Genomic DNA, 17,863 nt, shown 5'->3' on the forward strand with positions numbered 1-17,863 from the left:
CTCTCTCTCCCGCTGCGCGCGGTTCGAAGCCCGGTCCCAGGACCGGGCTTCTTTTTTTGTGCGCCATGCAGGCTGGATGGCCGCAGACACGAAAAAGCCCGGCTTCGGCCGGGCTTTTTCGTGTCTGGAACAAGGCGCGGTCAGCTGAACAGCGTGGTCGGATACTCGGGTTTCTGCTCGCGGGCCAGCAACTGCTGCAGGCCCGCCGCCGGCGTCATCGCGCCGTGCAGCACCGCGCGCACCGCGTTGGAGATCGGCAGGTCGATGCCATGACGTTCGGCCTGGCGCATCACTTCGTCGGCGGTCTGCACCGACTCGACCACCTGGCCGATCGCGCGGACCGCGTCGTGCAGGGTCTGCCCGCGGCCCAGGGCCAGGCCCAGGCGCCGGTTGCGCGACAGGTCGCCGGTGCAGGTCAGCACCAGGTCGCCGAGTCCGGCCAGGCCCATCAGCGTTTCCGGCTTGCCGCCGATCGCCGCGGCCAGCCGCAGCATTTCGTTGAGGCCGCGGGTAATCAGGCCGGCGCGGGCGTTCAGGCCCAGCTCCATGCCGTCGGCCACGCCGGTGGCCACCGCCAGTACGTTCTTCATCGCCCCGCCCAACTCGGCACCGACCATGTCGTCGCCGGTGTAGGCGCGGAAGGTGGGGCCGTGCATCGCGTCTGCGACCTGCTGTGCGAACGCGGCATCGCCGTGCACGGTCACCGCGGTCGGCAGGTCCAGCGCCACTTCCTTGGCGAACGACGGCCCGGTCACCACTGCCAGCGGCACGTCATCGCCCAGTATCTGCTGTGCGACTTCATGCAGAAAGCGCCCGGAGCCCGGCTCGAAGCCCTTGGTCGCCCAGGCCACGCCGGCCTGCGCCGGGCGCAACGGCGCCAGCTGATGCAGGGTTTCGGTGAACGCGTGCGACGGCACCACCACCAGGATCCAGTCGGCGCCGTGCACGGCCGCCGCCAGGTCGGTGGTGGCCTGCAGCGCCGCCGGCAACGCAATCTGCGGCAGGTAGCGCGGGTTCTCGTGGCGCTGCCCAATCGCCTCGGCGACGGCGGCATCGCGTCCCCACAGCACGGTCGGAAAACCGTGCCGGGCGAGGAGCGCGGCCAGGGCGGTGCCCCAGGAGCCGGCGCCGAGGACAGCGATCTTCTTCGCGGGGTGATCGCGCATGCGCAACGGCGGACGCGTCAGGCGTTGCCGGCCGGCTCCGAGTCGGCCAGCGACTTGGTCTCGTCCTGCTGCGCGCGCTGGCGCAGGGTTTCGGCGTACAGCGCTTCGAAGTTGATCGGCTGCAGGAAGAACGGCGGGAAGCCGCCGGCCTGGATCAGGTCGCTGACCAGCGAACGCACGTACGGGAACAGGATGTTCGGGCACTGTGTGCCGAGCAGCACGTCCACCGCCTGCGGGTCCAGGCCGACCAGGCCGAACACGCCGGCCTGCTGCACTTCGGCCACATACGCGGTCTTGCCGGCGGCGGTGCAGGTCAGGGTCACCGCGAGCACCACTTCGAAGGCCTGCTCGTTCAGGCGCTGCACGCGCTGGTTGAGGTTGAGCTGCAGCTCCGGCTGCACGTTGTCGTTGAACACCGCCGGCGCGTTGGGCGACTCGAAGGACACATCCTTGACGTAGATCTTCTCGATGGTGAACGCGGGGCCGGCTTCGGCCGGCGCCGTGGCGCCGTTGTTGGTGACGTCGGACATTGCTTGACTCCGGTGGATTCAGGTAACAAAGAGATTCGGGATTATCACATGCCGGCCGCGGCGCTCGGCGCCCGGCCGGGCGGCGCGATCAGCGGCCCTTGACCAGCGGCAGATCGGCCTGCTGCCAGGCGGCGATGCCGCCGTCGAGCACGTAGACCTGCTCGAAGCCGGCCTTCTTCAGCTGCTTGGCGGCGGCATCGGCGGTGCTGCCGGTGCGGCACACCAGCACCACCGGCGCGGCCTTGGCGTTGGCCACCAGCTTGTGCTCGGGGCCGAACTGGCTCGGCGTGGCGTTGCGGCTACCGGCGATATGGCCTTTCTCGAAATCGGCCGCGGCCGACAGATCGACCAGCACCGCGTTGCCGGCATTGATCAGCAGGGTCAGTTCGGCCGGGCGCAGGGTCTTGAAACCACGGAACAGGCGCGCGATTTCGGTGACGATCAGGGCGATGGTCAGGCCGACCAGGGCCAGGGCCAGCATCGGGTTGCGGCCGGCGAAGGCCAGCGGTTCTTCGAAGTTCACAGGAATAAGGGGCTGGAAGCGGGCGCCGATTGTCGCACAGCTGGCGGGCGGCGCTACTGGCCGTTCCACAAGTCCGGCAGCCCGTCCAGCAGCCACCAGGTCTTGGCCTGCGCGTCCCAGCGCCAGCGCTCGCGGTAGCGCACGATGCGCTCGGCCTGGGTATTGCGGTTGATCACGCCCAGTTCGATGTCGCGCACCGCGTCGCCGTCGAGCACGCCGACCCGCCCGACCTTGTAGGAGGACACCTGCACCTGGCGGTAGCGCTCCAGTTGCAGATCGGTCAGCGGGTGCGCCTGCCGGTAGGGCGGGTCCACCGCTTCCCAGGCCGACTCGAACTCGCTCCAGCGGATCGCCGTGCCGTAGGCGGCCTGCAGGGCGTCGAGCTTGTTCTGCTGGCTGCGGCTGCCGGCCAGCGCGGTGCCGGCCAAACCCAGCGCCAGCAGCAGCACCAGGGCGCGAAACGTCGAGTGCATGGCGGGTTTCCGGATGGGCGCGAGCGGTGCGCGCATCCTACCCTCTCGCGATGGCGACGAAGCGGCCGCTCAGCGTCGCGGCGGCGGCGGCGGCGGCCGGCCCGACCTGGGCCTGAATGCCGATCCGGGCACGGCCGCGCTGGCGGAAGGTGCGCACGAACGCGTTCCAGTCGGCTTCCGCGTCGGCGCCGGCCTGCGCATGCAGGTCGGCGTACAGGGGCGCCAGGTAGCGCACCTGGGTGTCGGCGACGTAAACGTCGGCCTGCAGGCCGGCACGGTGCAGTTCGCAATTGACCAGCGCCCAGCCGGCCAGTGTCATCACCGAGCCGAGGCTGCCGCCGAAGGCATTGCCCTTGTCGTTGAGATTGGCCGCCAGCGGCGCGACCACATGCAAGCGCTGTTCGGCATAGCCTTGCAGCGCGACCTGCAGCGCCGCCACCGGCGGCATCGCGTCGAACTGCCGCTGCAACTGCTGCAGGAACGCATCGAAAGGAAGATCCGCTGCCATGGTGCGATTGTGCTGCCGGTAGGGGCTCGCATAATGCCTGGCATGAGCGCACATGCAACCGCTGCCGCCGCGGCCTGGACCCTGATCTCGCTGCGCCCGCAGGGCGAGCACGCGCCGCTGCGGCGCGCGGCGGCGCGGGTCGGCGCGCGGCTGCTGGCGGTCTCGCCCTGGCGCCTGCAGGCCTGCGACGACGCCGCCACGCGCACCGCGCTGGCGCTGGCGCTGGCCGCGCCGCGGGTGATCTTCAGCAGTCCGGCGGCGGTGCACGCGGCCGCGGCGCTGCAACCGCTGGCCGCAGCGCCCGGGCAATGCTGGCTGGCGGTGGGCACCGGCACCGCGCGCGCGCTGCAACGCCATGGCATCGCCGAGGTCGCGGTACCGGAACGGATGGACAGCGATGGGCTGCTGGCCTTGCCGCAGTTGGCCGCCAGAGATGGCGCCGTCGGCCTGGTCACCGCGCCCGGCGGGCGTGGCCTGATCGCCGCGCAGCTGCAGGCGCGCGGCACGCCACTGCAGCGCGCCGATGTCTACCGCCGGGTGCCGTTGCCGCTGTCCGCGGCGCGCATCGCCCGGCTGCGCGCCGCGGCGCCGGGCGTGCTGGCGCTGAGCAGCGGCGAGGCGCTGCGGCTGGTGCTGGACCAGCTGCCCGAGGACCTGCGCGCGGCCTGGCGCGCGCGGCCGCTGGTCGCCGCCAGCGCGCGGCTGGCCGCGCAGGCCGCCGATCTCGGCTTCGTCAACATCGCCCGTGCCGCCGGTCCGCTGCCACAGCAACTGGCCGCCGCCGCCGCGGCGATCGTAACGCGCTCGCCACTTCGCTGAACGCGCGCCGACCCCCGGCTTGCGGGTACGGTGCCGCTCACGCCATGCTCCTGCGTGCCGACGTCCGGCCGTCGCCATCGTCGCGACGGGACGCAGGCGATAAGGATGCCCCCGCCGATGACCGAAATCTCGTCCACGCCTCGCCGTTCCACGCGCTGGATCTGGCTGCTGCTGTTGCTGGCCATGCTGGCGGCGCTCGCGCTGGCCGGCTGGCGCGGCTGGGAGTGGTGGCAGGCGCGCAATGCGCGCGCGCTGGCCGAACAATCCGAGACCCAGCTGCAGTTGCAGGCCCTGCAACAGAATCTGGAAACGCTGCGCCGCGACCAGCGCGCCACCGTGCAGCGGGTGCAGGACGCGGCCAGCACCAACCGCGTGCTGCGCGACGAGATGCTCGGCCTGAGCCAGCGCAGCGCGCTGCTCGAAGACAACGTCGCCAAGCTCGCCGACTCCAACCGCCACGGCGCGCAGGCGCTGCGCCTGGACGAGGTGGAGCTACTGTTGAGCCAGGGTCGGCAGCGTCTGGACGTGGCCGGCGATGCGCAGGGCGCCCGCCGCGCCTATGCGCTGGCCAGCGGCGTGCTGGAAGGCGTGGACGATCCGCGCTATCTCAACCTGCGCCAGGTGCTGCTGCAGGAACGTACCGCGCTGGACGCGCTCGGCGAGGGGCCGCAGGCGCGGCTGTCGGCGCAGCTGGACGCCTTCGCCGCCAGCCTGGAGGCATTGCCCACGCAACTGCCCGAGCCTACGCAACTGCCGCTGTGGCAACGGCTGCTGTCGCCGCTGGTCAAGATCCGCCCCGCCCAGGGCGGCGTGCTGGTCGCGCGTTCGGAGCGGGTCGCCGCGCGCGACGCGCTGCAACTGGAGCTAAGCCTGGCGCGCGCCGCGCTGGAACGTGGCGACGCGCGCGGCTACCGCGGCGCGCTGACCCGTGCCGGCACCTGGCTGCAACGCCTGTGGCCGGATTCGGCGCCGCTGCGCGAACGCCGCGCCACGCTGCAAACCCTGCGCAACGCCGCCCTGCGCCCAGCCGTCCCCGAGCTGGGCACCACCCTGCAGCAGTTGCGCCACATGCGCGACGCAAGGAGCCAACCATGAAATCCCTCCGTTCCCTGATCGTGTTGCTGGTGGTGATCGCCCTGGGCGTGATCGGCGCGCAGTGGCTGGCGCAGGACAAGCTGGGCAACCTGGGCGAAGTGATCGTGCGCGCCGGCGGCAACGATTACATCTCGCCGCTGCCGCAGGCGGTGCTGCTGCTGGTGATCGCCTTCCTGGTGCTGTTGCTGCTGTGGAACCTGCTCAGCTTCCCGTTCCGCGCCTGGGGCCGGCATCGCCGCAAGCAGTCGCGCGCGCGCCTGATCGAAGGCCTGACCGCATTGCACAACGGCCAGTGGGCGCGCGCCGAGAAACAGCTCAATGCCGCTGCGGAAGATCCCGAAGTCAGCGCCATCGCCCTGGTCGCAGCAGTGCGCGTGGCCGATGCGCGCGCCGACGCGGAGGCGGCCAATCGCTATCTGCAGCGCCTGGGCGAACGCGACGCCGGCGCGCACGCGCTGCTGCAGGGCGAACGTCTGCTGGCCCAGCAACGTCCGGTCGATGCGATCAATGCGCTGGACGTTGCCGCGGCGCAGCCGTTGCCGCCGCGCGGGTTGCTGCTGCGCACCGAGGCGCTGACCAGCATCGGCCGTGCCGGCGAGGCCTACGGCCAGCTCGGGGCGATCCGCCAGCAGCAGGCCTTGCCGCTGGAGGCGGTCGGCCTGCTGGAATCGCGCCTGGCCGCCGCGGCGCTGCAACAGGCGGACGATGCCAACGCGCTGGCCGAACGCTGGGAAAGCCTGCCCAAGTCGCTGCGCAGCGAACCGGCCGTGGTCGAGGCCTACGCGGTCCGCGCCGCCGCCCTGCACTGGGACGACGCGGCGCTGCGCAGCGTGGAACAGGCGCTGGACACGCGTTGGGACGAAGGCCTGGCAGCGCTGTACGGCCGCCTGCCGGTGGAAAAATACGATTCGCGCCGCGCCAGCGCGCAGCGCTGGCTGCAGAGCCATCCGGACAGCCCCGGGCTGCTGCTGACCCTGGCGCGCCTGGCGCATCAGCAACAGCAGTGGCCGCAGTCGGAGGAGTTCCTGCACCGCGCGTTGGCGCTGGGCGCCGGCACCGAGGCCTGGGAGGCGTTCGGCGATGGCTATGCCGAGGCCGGCGACCCGGTTCTGGCGCACCGCTGCTACGCCAACGCGCTGCGCGTGCAACGCGGCGAACTGGCCCAGCCGCTGCCGGCGGCCAGCGCGCCGGTGGTGCCGATCGATCCGGATCCGGGCAGCGCCGAGCGCCGCGACGAGCACGGTTTCCCACGCCCGCTGGAATGAGCGCGGCGGCACCAGCAATGCCGCGCTGTTGACCGCGGCCGGTGCCGGCTGCAGCCGGCACCGGCTTCCTCGTGTAAGGATTGTGCGGCCAGCGCTTGGCCGGTCGAACCGACCGGCTCAGCGCCGTAACGCCGGCAGGCGCGCCAGAATGTGGGCGCCACGCCCTTGTAGCGCGCATAGCGCTCGTCCATGCGCCACGGCACCAGGATGCGCGCGCCGAGCAGGCTGACGACCAGCATGACCAGGAACAGCCCCAGGCCCAGCCAGACCCCGGCCTCGCCGCCGATGGCGGACCCCAGCAACGGTCCGGCCACGAACGCACCAGCCGTGAGCAGGATGAAGCGGTTGCGCCGGCGCCGAGGCGCCGCGCACATGCCGAGCACGTGGCTGCTGCGCTTGCACGCAATCAACGCCGCGATCGCGTAGATCACAACGCTCACCAGGATCAGCACGTACCAGCCCGGCGCATGCCAGTAGAACGTGCGCTTGTTCAGTTCGTCGTTGCGCAGCGCCACCACCCTGCACGCGCGCGGCCCGAGGCGCCAGGCGCGCGGGCCTCACTCAGCGCTCGACGATCGCCACCACGCCCATGCCGCCGGCGGTGCAGATCGAGATCAGCGCACGCCCGCCGCCGCGTTCGACCAGCTGCTTGGCCACCGTGGCGACGATGCGCGCGCCGGTCGCGGCGAACGGATGGCCGGTGGCCAGCGAGGACCCCAACGGATTGATCTTGGCCGGGTCGATCTGCCCCAGCGGCGCCTCCAGGCCCAGCCGGGCGCGGCAGTAGTCCTCGCTCTCCCAGGCGCGCAGCGTGCACAGCACTTGCGCGGCGAAGGCCTCGTGGATCTCGTAGATGTCGAAGTCCTGCAGGCTCAGGCCGTGGCGCTTGAGCATGTCCGGCACGGCGATGGTCGGCGCCATCAGCAGGCCTTCGCCGTGCACGAAGTCCACCGCGGCGACCTGGGCGTCGCGCAGGTAGGCCATCGGCACATGGCCGTGCGCCTGCGCCCATTGCTCCGAGGCCAGCAGCACCGCCGCGGCACCGTCGGTCAGCGGGGTGGAATTGGCGGCAGTCAGGGTGCCGCGGCCGCTGACCTTGTCGAACGCCGGCTTCAGCGTAGCCAGCTTCTCCAGCGAAGTGTCGGCGCGCAGGATGTTGTCGCGCTCCACGCCGCGGAACGGCGCGATCAGGTCGGCGAAGAAGCCGCGCTCGTAGGCGGCGGCCAGCTTGTGGTGCGAGGACACCGCCCAGGCGTCCTGCGAATCGCGCGCGATGTTCCACTGCTTGGCCATGTCCTCGCAGTGGTCGCCCATGCTCTTGCCGGTGCGCGGCTCGGCCACGCCGGGAAACTCCGGCTTGAGTTCGGCGAACTTGAAGCTGCGGGTCAGCGCGCGGATCTTGTCGCCGGTGGTCTTGGCGCGGTTGGCGGCCAGCAGCCGCGCGCGCAGCTTCTTGCCATACACGATCGGCACTTCCGAGGTGGTGTCCGAACCGCCGCCGATGCCCGATTCGATCTGCCCCAGCGCGATCTTGTTGGCCACGGTGATGATGCTGTCCAGGCTGGTGCCGCAGGCCCGCTGCAGGGTGATGCCCGGGGTCAACGGCGACAGCCCCGACGACAGCGCGGCCTCGCGGCCCAGGTTCCAGTCGCTGGAGTGCTTGATCACCGCCCCCATCGCCACCTCGCCCAGCTGCTGGCCGTGCAGGCCGTAGCGCTCGACCAGAGCGCCCAGCGTGCGCACCGACATGCCGAGGTTCCCGACATCCGCATACGCCGTGTTCTGCCGGCAAAACGGAATGCGAACGCCGCCGAGAATGGCGACGGGGCGGGCTACTGGCATGGGATTACCTCGCGCGAGGGGTCGGGGACATGACCTGCACGTTAGCGCAGGCATAATGAAGCGAGTGTAGCTTTGCGCCCGCGACGGGCCAACCGCCAAGCCATGAGCCAAGCCATTGCCAGCATGAATGCCCGCGGCGTGATCGCCCTGGAACTGTCCGCCGGGCTCGCCCCGGCCCACGCGGCGCTGCCGCACGCCCTGGCCGCAGAACTGGCCGAGAAGGTCGGCCGCGACCTGGCGCAACTGGTGCCGGCGGTCCGCACGCTGGAACTGAGCCTGGCCGGCGCGCATTTCGACCCCGCCGAGGTACTGCGCCCTGGCTGGCCGATGCACCGGCGCCTGGACGAGCTGCGCGCACGCGCGCCCGGCCGCGACGCCGGCCCGCGCCTGCTGGCGTTCGGCGCCGATGCCGACGGCACCGTGCCGCCGCCGTTCCAGGCCGACGCCGCGCTGCTCGGCGGCGCGCTGCGGGTGGTGCCGTTCCTGCTCAGCGGGCCGGCCGAGACGCTGCAACCGGTCGCCGAGGCGCTGGAAGACGTGCTGCTGGCGCAAGGCATGGCGCAGCCGGACACCGCGCTGCTGGCGCAGCAGGCGTTCGGCGCGCAGATCGAACACGCGCGCTATCTGACGGTCAACGACCTGGCCGCGATGATGTCGATGCAATACGACAACCAGGGCCTGGCGCCGCTGTGGCCGCTGATCGAGACCGCGCTGCTGGCGCCGGACCAGGAAGAATGGCTGGCCAGCCCGCCCGAACCGCTGCTGCGCTACCGCGGCGGCGAAGTGCGCATGGCCTTGTTCGACCCGGCCAGCTGGTGCGCGCACTACGCCCACGACCGGCAGGACTGCGAGCGCCTGCAGCGGGTCTACGAACACTATCTGGCCCGGCAGCGGCAACTGGCCGCGGTGCTGGAAGCGCACGGCATGCCGGTGCTGTACGTGCATTGCGAGGCCGGGCAGGACGCGAGGCAAGCGTTGCTGGCGGCGTGATGCGGGCTTGGTCGCGGGGTTGGCACGAGGCGCCGCTGGCTGGCAACTGAACTTGCAGCGATCCGGCTGCAGTGCACGGCGATCAGGAGCTTCGGCGTGGACGCTGTGCGGCGCCATCGGGGCGATCGCTTGATGAGGGACTTCAGTCCCGACTGCAGCCAGCACTGATCGCGGCGGATGGCCCGAGGCCACCCGCGTTGTTCGGCGCATCGCCGGTCAGCGCTTCGCCCCGGCGCGCCTGGTCGCGGTCGCCGGCGACTTCTTCGCCACCGGCTTGCTCGCTTTCGCGGAACTCGACGTGGCTGCCTTCCTGGGTGCGGCCGCCTTCTTGCCCGCTGCCTTCTTCGCCGATGCGACCGCTTTGCTCGGCAAAGCGGCCTGGCTGGACTTGCCGGCGGCGGCCGCCTTGGCCTTGGAAGCGGCAGGCCTGGCCTTGGACACGGCAGGCTTGGCCGCCGCCGAACGCTTCGCCGGCGCGGCGGGCTTGGCGTCGGCACTGCCTTCCGCTGGGCGCCGCGGCGGCGGGCGGCGGCCGGCGGTCAGAGTGCGCCAGCTGTGGCCGCCGTTGAGCGCGAGCAGTGCGTCTGCGGCGGCCGGGCCGGCGCTGCCGGCCGGGTATTGCGCCACTTCGTCGGCCGAGGCCTGCCAGGCATCCAGGATCGGCTGCACGATGCGCCAGGCGGCTTCGACCATCGTCGCGTCCTGGAACAGACCGGCCTCGCCATGCATGCAGTCCTGCAGCAAGCGCTCGTAGCCGACCGAGTATTCCTTCGGGAACCAGTCGCGGTAGCGGAAGTCCATGCGAACCGGCGCCAGGCTGACCCGCGCGCCCGGGCGCTTGACGTCGAACTGCAGCGAGATGCCTTCGTCGGGCTGGATGTGCAGCACCAGCCAGTCGGGACCGTAGCCGCCGATCTCGGCGCTGCGCAGCGGCGCCAGCGGCGCCGGCTTGAAGCGGATCGCGATCTCGGTGGTGCGCTCGCGCAGGCGCTTGCCGGTGCGCAAGTAGAACGGCACGCCGGCCCAGCGCCAGGTATCCACCTGCAGCTTCATCGCCACATAGGTCTCGGTGTTGGAATCGGCCGGCACCGTGTCTTCCTCGCGGTAGCCGGGCACCGCGTTGCGCCCGATCGCGCCGGCCGCGTACTGGCCGCGCACCACATCGGACGCGGCCAGCGGCCGCACCGCCTCGATCACCTCGGCGCGCCGGCGCAGCATCGAGGCCGGAGTGAACGCCGCCGGCGGTTCCATCGCGATCATCGCCAGCAACTGGAACAGGTGGTTGGGCACCATGTCGCGCAGGCAACCGGTGGGATCGTAGAACCCGCCGCGCCCTTCCACGCCGATGGTCTCGGCGGCGGTGATCTGCACGTGGTCGATGCGGTCGCGGTTCCACACCGGCTCGAACAGGCCATTGGCGAAACGGAAGGCGAGGATGTTCTGCACCGTTTCCTTGCCCAGGAAGTGGTCGATGCGGAACACCTGGTCCTCGTCGAGCACGCGGCCGACGATGGCGTTGAGCTCCTTGGCGCTGCGCAGGTCGTGACCGAACGGCTTCTCCACGATCACCCGGCGCCAGCCGCCGCCGGCACGTTGCTTGACCAGTCCGGCCGCGCCCAGCTGCTCGATCGCCGGGGCGAAGAAGCGCGCCGCGGTGGCCAGGTAGAACAGCACGTTGCCGCAGGTCTGGTACTGCGCGCCGTATTTTTCGATCACCTCGCCCAGCGCGCGATAGGTCGCCGCATCGGCGAAATCGCCGCGCAGGTAGTGCAGGCGCGTGCGCAGCCAGGTCCACACGTCTTCGTCCAGGCCGTCGGCCTTGAACTCGGCGTCGCGGTCGGCCATCAGCCCGTGCAGTGCGTTGCCGAGCATGCGCCGCCAGCTGTTCTCGCTGATGTCGCCGTGGTCAACGCCGATCACCGCGAACTGTTCGGGCAACGCGCCGCTGCGGCGCAGGTTGTACAGCGCCGGCAGCACCAGGCGCCGGGTCAGGTCGCCGCGTGCGCCGAAGACCACGATCAGGCAGGGTGGGGTGGTTTGCGTCGCATCGCTCATGAATGCATTTCCTGTTCGCCGAGTAAGCCATGCAGGCGCAACGCGGCGTGGACCAATGCCACGTGCGAGTAGCCCTGCGGAAAATTGCCGAGCATGCGGCCGCTGCGCGGATCGTATTCTTCGGCCAGCAGGCCGACGTCGTTGCACAGGCCGAGCAGGCGCTCGAACAACGCGCGCGCCTGCACGGTGCGGCCGAGCAACGCGTAGTTCTCCACCAGCCAGAAGCTGCAGGCGATGAAGGTGCCCTCGCCCGCCGGCAGGCCGTCGCCGCTGTCGTCGTCGGCGCGGTAGCGCTCGACCAGGCCATCGATGCTCAGCCGTTGCGCGATCGCATCGGCGGTGGCCGCAACGCGCGGATCGTCCGCCGGCAGGAAGCCGACCAGCGGGATCAGCAGCGTCGCCGCGTCAAGCCGCTCGCTGCCGTAGCTCTGCACGAAATAGCCGTCGCGGTGCACGCCCTGTTGCAGCACCTGCGCATGCACTTCGTCGGCCAGCGCGCGCCAGTGCGCGCGTTGCGCGGCGTCGGCATCGGTGACCCCGTCGCGCGCACCGTAGTCGAACGCCAGCCACGTCATCACCTTGGAATGGACGAAATGGCGGCGCTGCTCGCGGATCTCCCAGATGCCTTCGTCCGGCTCCCGCCAGCGCTGCTCCAGCACTTCGAGCAGTTGCCGCGCCAGCGAGCGGCCACGCGCCGCGGTCGCCATGCCTTCGTGGTGCCCGCGATGGAACGCGGCGATCACCTCGCCGTACACGTCCAGCTGGAACTGGCCGGCGGCGGCATTGCCCACCCGCACTGGCAGCGCGCCTTCGTAGCCGGGCAGCCAGTCCACCTCCCATTCGGACATGCGCCGTTCGCCGCCGATGCCGTACAGCGCCTGCAACTGGTCCGGCGAGCCGGCCACGGTGCGCTGCAGCCAGCCATGGAACGCAGCCGCTTCGTCGGAATAGCCGGCGGCGTGCAGCCCGGTCAGGGTGAACACCGCATCGCGCAGCCAACAAAAACGGTAGTCCCAGTTGCGCTCGCCGCCGAGCCGTTCCGGCAGCGAGGTGGTCGGGGAGGCGACGATCGCGCCGGTGGGCAGGTAGCTCAAGCCCTTCAGCACCACCAGCGAACGCCGCACCGCCTCGGTCCACGGCCCGGCGTGCACGCAGCGGTGCGACCAGCCATGCCAGAACGCCTCGGTCTGCGCCAGCGCCTGTTCCGGCGCCAGCGGCGGCGGCAGTTCCAGGTGCGAGGCGCCGTGGCTGAGCACGAACCAGGTGCTGTCGCCAGCCTCCAGCGTGAAGTCCGCTTCGGTGGCGAAGCCGTGGCCATGCATCGGCTGCGGGCTGCGCAACGCGATCTGGTCCGGCCCGGCGATCGCCTGCAGGCCGCCGTCGATCTGCGACACCCAGGGAATGGTGCGGCCGTAGTTGAAGCGCAACTGCAGCTGCATGCGCAGCGGCACGCGCCCGCGCAATGCGCGCACGATGCGCACCACGTGGTTGTGCGCGTCGTCGTCGTTGCTGGCGACCATGAAGTCCAGCACCGCCACCGCGCCGTCCTCGGTCTCGAACTCGGTCTCCAGCACCAGGCTGCCGTCGCGGTAGTGGCGGCGGCTGGTGAAGGCACGGACCGGCGCGATCGACCAGCGCCCATGCTCCGGCGTGCCCAACAGGGCCGCGAACAGCGCATCGGAATCGAAGCGCGGCAGGCACAGCCAGTCGATCGAACCGTGCCGGTCCACCAACGCCGCGCTGCGGCAGTTGCCGAGCATGGCGTAATCCTCGATGCGTGCTGCCATCACGTCCGCCGTTGGATCAAAAAGCGAGTCTGCCAGCGCCAGCGTTTGCTTCCCGTAAGTGTTGCCGGCACGCGAAAGCGCGTCGGCGCCGGCTACACTGCGTCTGCGTATGAATGCCCATCCCGCTGCTGCCGCCCTGCGCGTCCTGGTCCTGGAAGACGATCCGATGCTGCGCGAGCGCATCCTGATTCCCGGCCTGCGTCGTTTCGGCTTCGACCCCCACGGCTGCGGCAGCGGCGCCGAACTGCAGGCGCAACTGCAGGCCGATCCCGCCGACATCATCGTGCTCGATGTCGGCCTGCCCGATACCGACGGCTTCACCGTGGCCCGCGACTTGCGCCAACGGTATTCCGGCATCGGCATCGTCATGCTGACCAGCCTCGGCCAGACCGAGGACCGGGTGCGCGGACTCACCGGCGGTGCCGATGCCTACCTGGCCAAACCGGTGGAGATCGACCTGCTGGCGGCGACCCTGCACAGCCTGACCCGGCGCCTGGGCAGCGCGGCACCGCAACCGGTACGCGGACGCTGGCAGCTCAGCGAAGACGGCTGGTGTCTACTGGCTCCGTCCGGCGCGGCGGCCGCGCTGACCGCGAGCGAGCGCCGCCTGTGCCAACGCCTGGTCGAGCGGCCCGGCCTGCTGGTCGCTCGCGAAGCGCTGATCGCGGCGCTGACCGATCGCGTGTACGACTTCGACGCGCACCGCCTCGACTCGATGGTGCACCGCCTGCGCAGCAAGGCACAGCGCCGCTGCGGCGTCGCCCTGCCGCTGGCGGCGGTGCACGGCAAGGGCTACATCTTCGATCCGTCCGGCTGAGCGGCGGCCACACGCGCATTGCCGGCCGCCGCGGCGGCGTGAGGCAAGGCGATGCGGAAGCGGGTGCCCACACCCAGTTCGCTGTGCACCTGGATGCAGCCGCCGGCGCGCACCACCAGATCGTGCACCACCGCCAGGCCGAGCCCGGTGCCGCTGTCGGCGGGCTTGGTGCTGTAGAACGGCTCGAACACGCGTGCCATCACGTCCGCCGGCATGCCCTGGCCGTCGTCGGCGATCTCGATGATCGTCCACGCCGCTTCGCTGCGCACGGCGATGTCCAGATGCCCGCGCTCGGCGATGGCGTCGCGGCTGTTGCTGGCCAGGTTGAGCAGCATCAGTTCGAACTGGCTGCGATCCAGGTGGATCGGCGCCGGCGTCGCCGGCAAGGCGCAGCGCAGCACGATGCGCGTTTCCAGCAGTTGCCGCAGCATCGGCTGCAGCGCATCGATGGCGGCCGCGGCGTCGAAATCCTCGGCCTGCTCGCCATCGCGGCGGCTGAAGCGCAGCAGCCGGCGAATGATGGCCATGCCGCGCCGTGCCGACTCCTCCACCGACGCCAGGCTGTCTTGCAGCTGCGCCACGCGCGCGCCGTCGCTGCCGGCGTCGTCGTCGTGGCGCGTGGCGGAGAAGCCGACGATCACCGCCAGGACGTTGTTGAAGTCGTGCGCCAGGCCACCGGCCATGCGCTCGACGATCTCGCGCTTCTGCGCATGGATCAGCTGCGCCTGGGCGCGCTCGCGCGCCAGCATTTCCTGCTGCAGGCGTTGCCCGCGCGCATTGGATTCGCGCAGGCTCTCGCGTAATGCTTCGGTGGTGCGATCCAGCAGCAGGGTCACCAGCAGATAGCTGAACAGCACCGACGGCAGGTTGTAGAACGCGCGCCCCGGCTCCTCGACGAATTCCAGTAGCGCATCGTGGCCCACACCCAGGCCCAGCATCAGCAGCAGCGCGCCGAAGGTGATCCACAGCGCGCGGCGCCCGAGCACCAGCCCGGCCAGGATCAGCACCAGCATCTGCGCCAGCTGATCCGGCAACTGGCGCTGCAGGCCGTTGACCGCGGCGTTGACCAGCAGCGACGCCAGCATCGCGGCCAATAGCAAGCCGACACCCCCGCGCAGCGCGCCGCGGCGCACGCGCACCAAGCCGATCGTGGCGCACACCGCGATCAGCAGGCTCATCGCCAGCGACACCACTAGGCCCGGCGGCACCGCACGGCCCTGCAGCTGCGGCCAGGCGAGCGTCACCGCGACCGCGAACGTGGCCGGGATGGTGATCGCCAGGAACAGCAGCAACAGCTGGATCACGCGTACGTTGCGCCGGTCCACCTCGTCCACGACCGGCGCCCGATCGAACCAATTCACTAACGCCTTCACCATTCGAGCGCGCTCCCCATCCCACCTGCTCGGTGAGAACCCGGTGATGATCGTGCGAGAAGTTGCGGGTGACAAGCAAATGACGCGGCGCATAAGTTCGCTGCACGGAGCGCGCCCGGGGTCAGCGGCGCCTCCCAAGACCACCGATACCGAAGCGGCGCGCTTGCGCGTCGCTGACGTCGGCTCCTGTCCATCCGCCTCAGCACCGAGAGATCGCCATGAACGCATGCACGACCATACGCGGCACCGCCGTCTATCGCCCGATCCGCCATGCCACGCCAGCCGTTTCGCGCACTGGCGCCCGCAGCGCGCTGGCGCTTGCCTGCGCGCTTTGCCTGGCCACCTCATCGCTGGCGCAGGCCGCCACTGCCCCGGCAGCGATCGCGGCTGCGCCCCCGGCTGCGACCGCCGATGCGGCGCCGACCGACGCGAACGCGGTGCCAGCGGATGCGAGCGGCGACACCGCGCGTTACTTCCAGGCCACCGGCAGCGACAGCAGCAATGCCGGCGCCTACGCCGACGGCGACGAGGCGCTGGCCGCCGGCGAGGCGGCCTCGGCGGTCGGCACCGGCACCGTCGCGCTCGGTGCAGGCGCGGTCAGCTACGCCAAACACGCGCTGGCGGCGGGCCACAACAGCCTGGCCACCGAGGTCTCCACCACCGCCGTCGGCGGCATGCTCGACCTGGACTTCTCCTACCAGCCCAACGGTGTGGTCATCCTGCAGCAGACCTCCGCCTCCGGCGTGGCAGCGACCGCGCTGGGCGCCGGCGCCCAGGCCAGCGGCAAGTACAACGTGGCCGCCGGTGCCGGCGCGATCGCCAGCGACCGCTCCAGCGTCGCCGTCGGCGGCATCGTCGACGTGGGCGAAGACGGCTTAGGCGCGGAAGGGATGCAGTTGCAGGCCACCCAGGCCACCGGCCCGCTGTCCACCGCGGTGGGCGGCGGCGCGATGGCCATCGCCTACAGTTCCACCGCGGTCGGCGCGCTGGCCGAGGCCAGTTCCGAACGCACCGTCGCGGTAGGCCAGAGCGCCACCGCCAACAAATATGCTGCGGTCGCCCTGGGCGCACAGACGCAGGCTACCGGCGAATGGGCGACCGCCGTGGGCAATGGTGCGCGGGCGCTGAGCGATCGCGGTTTGGCCGTCGGCGCGCAAGCCTTCGCGCCAATGGAAAACGGCACCGCAGTCGGGTCTTCCGCGCTGGCGCTACAGCAGGACGCCACCGCCATCGGCAGCGGCGCCTGGGCCGGCGGCACCCGCAGCATCGCCATCGGCAAGGCGATGGTCTGGAACGGCGACTTCTTCCGCGAAGGCCCCCCATTCATGTTCAACGACAGCATCGCTATGGGCACCGGCGCGGACGTCTATGGCGACCAGTCGGTCGCGATCGGTGCCGGTGCACGGGTCGGCAACTCCACCTTCGTCAACGATGTGCAGGTGATCACCAACAACAGCGTGGCCTTGGGTTCCGGCTCGGTCGCCGAGCGCGACAACACCATCTCCATCGGCCACGCCGGCGCCGAGCGCCAGCTCACCAACCTGGCCGCCGGCACCACCGATACCGATGCGGTCAACCTGGCGCAGCTGCGCGGCGTGGCCGGCGCGTTCGGCGCCGGCAGCAGGGTGGATGCCAAGGGCAACCTGATCGGCGGCAGCTATCTGGTACAGGGCACGCGCTATAGCGGCATCGGCGCGGCGATGGGCGCGTTCGACACGGCGCTGACCGGATTGGACACCCGCATCGACGCCATCGCCAATTCTGGCGGCGGCCAGGGAGTCAGCATCGGCGGCGGCGACGTAGCGCCCCCCAGCACCGGCACCGGTACCAACGCGGTCGCAGTGGGCTCCGGCGCCACCGCCAATGGCGACAACGGCCTGGCGCTGGGTGCCGAATCGCTGGCCTACGGCCCCAACGACACCGCGATCGGCGCCAACGCCAAGGTCAACGCCGACGGCAGCACCGCGGTCGGCGCCAACGTCCGCATCGCCGCGGTCGCGACCAATGCGGTGGCGGTCGGCGAGAGCGCCAGCGCCTCCGCCGCGTCCGCCACCGCGCTCGGCCAGGGCGCCTCGGCCACCGCCGCCAACGCTGTCGCACTGGGCCAGGGTTCGCTCGCCGACCGCGCCAACACGGTCTCGGTCGGCAGCAGCGGCAACGAGCGCCAGATCGCCAACGTCGCCGCCGGCAGCGCCGGCACCGACGCGGCCAACGTGGCGCAGATGCGTTCTGGCGACAGCGCCACGCTCAGCAGCGCCAACGCCTACACCGACACCCGCGTCACCGCGCTCGACGACAGCTTCAACCAGCTGCGTACCGACACCGAGCATCGCCTGGACGGCATGGACCGGCGCATGGACAAGCTGGGCGCGATGAGCGCGGCGATGCTGAACATGGCGGTCAACGCCGCCGGCACGCAAAGTCCGCGCGGCCGCGTGTCGGCCGGCGCGGGCTTCCAGGGCGGCGAGCAGGCGCTGTCGATCGGCTACGCCAGGAAGATCGGCGCGCGCGCCTCGTTCAGCCTGGGCGGCGCGTTCAGCGGCGGCGAATCCTCTGCCGGCATCGGCGTGGGCGTGGACCTGTGATCGCACGCGGCGCGCAACGCGCCGTGGGTTTCCTC

15 protein-coding genes are annotated in these 17,863 nt (G+C 71.1%); 6 read left to right on the forward strand and 9 right to left on the reverse strand.

Annotated elements, in window-relative coordinates:
* Window positions 1–140: 140 nt before the first annotated feature.
* From E4A48_RS16190 to E4A48_RS16210, 5 genes are all read right to left on the reverse strand, one after another.
* On the reverse strand, window positions 141–1,166 hold the full coding sequence (locus E4A48_RS16190) for an NAD(P)H-dependent glycerol-3-phosphate dehydrogenase (protein WP_142742785.1): 1,026 nt from the start codon (window positions 1,164–1,166) through the stop codon (window positions 141–143).
* Between the two features lie 17 nt (window positions 1,167–1,183).
* A complete protein-coding gene (secB, locus tag E4A48_RS16195; protein ID WP_142742786.1) occupies window positions 1,184–1,696 on the reverse strand; it encodes a protein-export chaperone SecB in 513 nt (170 codons plus the stop codon).
* Window positions 1,697–1,784: 88 nt separating this feature from the next.
* On the reverse strand, window positions 1,785–2,219 hold the full coding sequence (locus tag E4A48_RS16200) for a rhodanese-like domain-containing protein (RefSeq protein WP_142742787.1): 435 nt from the start codon (window positions 2,217–2,219) through the stop codon (window positions 1,785–1,787).
* Window positions 2,220–2,272: 53 nt separating this feature from the next.
* A complete protein-coding gene (locus tag E4A48_RS16205) occupies window positions 2,273–2,692 on the reverse strand; it encodes a hypothetical protein (RefSeq protein WP_058196326.1) in 420 nt (139 codons plus the stop codon).
* 37 nt (window positions 2,693–2,729) lie between these two features.
* The gene (locus tag E4A48_RS16210; protein WP_003468094.1) at window positions 2,730–3,200 is read right to left on the reverse strand and encodes a YiiD C-terminal domain-containing protein; all 471 of its coding nucleotides are present in this window, start codon (window positions 3,198–3,200) and stop codon (window positions 2,730–2,732) included.
* Between the two features lie 42 nt (window positions 3,201–3,242).
* Here E4A48_RS16210 and E4A48_RS16215 point away from each other — a divergent pair, with 42 nt between their 5' ends.
* The 3 genes from E4A48_RS16215 to E4A48_RS16225 all read left to right on the forward strand — a co-directional run bounded on the left by E4A48_RS16215 (window position 3,243) and on the right by E4A48_RS16225 (window position 6,379).
* Window positions 3,243–4,019, forward strand: coding sequence for a uroporphyrinogen-III synthase (locus E4A48_RS16215; RefSeq protein WP_409976345.1), 777 nt, complete (start codon window positions 3,243–3,245; stop codon window positions 4,017–4,019).
* Window positions 4,020–4,136: 117 nt separating this feature from the next.
* A complete protein-coding gene (locus E4A48_RS16220; RefSeq protein WP_142742789.1) occupies window positions 4,137–5,114 on the forward strand; it encodes a uroporphyrinogen-III C-methyltransferase in 978 nt (325 codons plus the stop codon).
* The gene (locus E4A48_RS16225; protein WP_142742790.1) at window positions 5,111–6,379 is read left to right on the forward strand and encodes a heme biosynthesis HemY N-terminal domain-containing protein; all 1,269 of its coding nucleotides are present in this window, start codon (window positions 5,111–5,113) and stop codon (window positions 6,377–6,379) included. Before E4A48_RS16220 ends, E4A48_RS16225 begins: the two co-directional genes overlap by 4 nt.
* Window positions 6,380–6,940: 561 nt before the next feature.
* Here E4A48_RS16225 and E4A48_RS16235 read toward each other — a convergent pair.
* Window positions 6,941–8,221, reverse strand: a complete 1,281-nt coding sequence (locus E4A48_RS16235; protein WP_039008424.1) for an acetyl-CoA C-acetyltransferase — start codon at window positions 8,219–8,221, stop codon at window positions 6,941–6,943.
* Window positions 8,222–8,323: 102 nt separating this feature from the next.
* Between E4A48_RS16235 and E4A48_RS16240 the strand changes: the two genes are divergently transcribed.
* Window positions 8,324–9,211 carry a hypothetical protein gene (locus tag E4A48_RS16240; RefSeq protein WP_039008425.1) on the forward strand — a complete coding sequence of 296 codons (888 nt, stop codon included), beginning with the start codon at window positions 8,324–8,326 and terminating at the stop codon, window positions 9,209–9,211.
* Between the two features lie 216 nt (window positions 9,212–9,427).
* Here the strand turns inward: E4A48_RS16240 and zwf are convergent, their stop codons facing one another.
* Complete coding sequence (zwf, locus tag E4A48_RS16245; protein ID WP_185910668.1) at window positions 9,428–11,266, reverse strand: glucose-6-phosphate dehydrogenase; 1,839 nt, start codon at window positions 11,264–11,266, stop codon at window positions 9,428–9,430.
* On the reverse strand, window positions 11,263–13,053 hold the full coding sequence (locus tag E4A48_RS16250; protein ID WP_185910669.1) for a glycoside hydrolase family 15 protein: 1,791 nt from the start codon (window positions 13,051–13,053) through the stop codon (window positions 11,263–11,265). The genes zwf and E4A48_RS16250 overlap by 4 nt, the downstream gene beginning before the upstream one ends.
* 109 nt (window positions 13,054–13,162) lie before the next feature.
* Between E4A48_RS16250 and E4A48_RS16255 the strand changes: the two genes are divergently transcribed.
* Window positions 13,163–13,870: a response regulator transcription factor gene (locus E4A48_RS16255; RefSeq protein WP_039008432.1), complete on the forward strand. Its 708-nt coding sequence runs from the start codon at window positions 13,163–13,165 to the stop codon at window positions 13,868–13,870.
* On the opposite strand, the gene E4A48_RS16260 is transcribed toward E4A48_RS16255, so the two are convergent.
* Window positions 13,846–15,231 carry a sensor histidine kinase gene (locus E4A48_RS16260; protein WP_237655257.1) on the reverse strand — a complete coding sequence of 462 codons (1,386 nt, stop codon included), beginning with the start codon at window positions 15,229–15,231 and terminating at the stop codon, window positions 13,846–13,848. The genes E4A48_RS16255 and E4A48_RS16260 overlap by 25 nt on opposite strands.
* A gap of 230 nt (window positions 15,232–15,461) precedes the next feature.
* Between E4A48_RS16260 and E4A48_RS16265 the strand changes: the two genes are divergently transcribed.
* A complete protein-coding gene (locus E4A48_RS16265) occupies window positions 15,462–17,828 on the forward strand; it encodes a YadA family autotransporter adhesin (protein ID WP_142742794.1) in 2,367 nt (788 codons plus the stop codon).
* The last annotated feature ends 35 nt before the right edge of the window (window positions 17,829–17,863 follow it).

Source organism: Xanthomonas translucens pv. cerealis (genome assembly GCF_006838285.1).
In the GTDB taxonomy this organism is placed as follows: domain Bacteria; phylum Pseudomonadota; class Gammaproteobacteria; order Xanthomonadales; family Xanthomonadaceae; genus Xanthomonas_A; species Xanthomonas_A cerealis.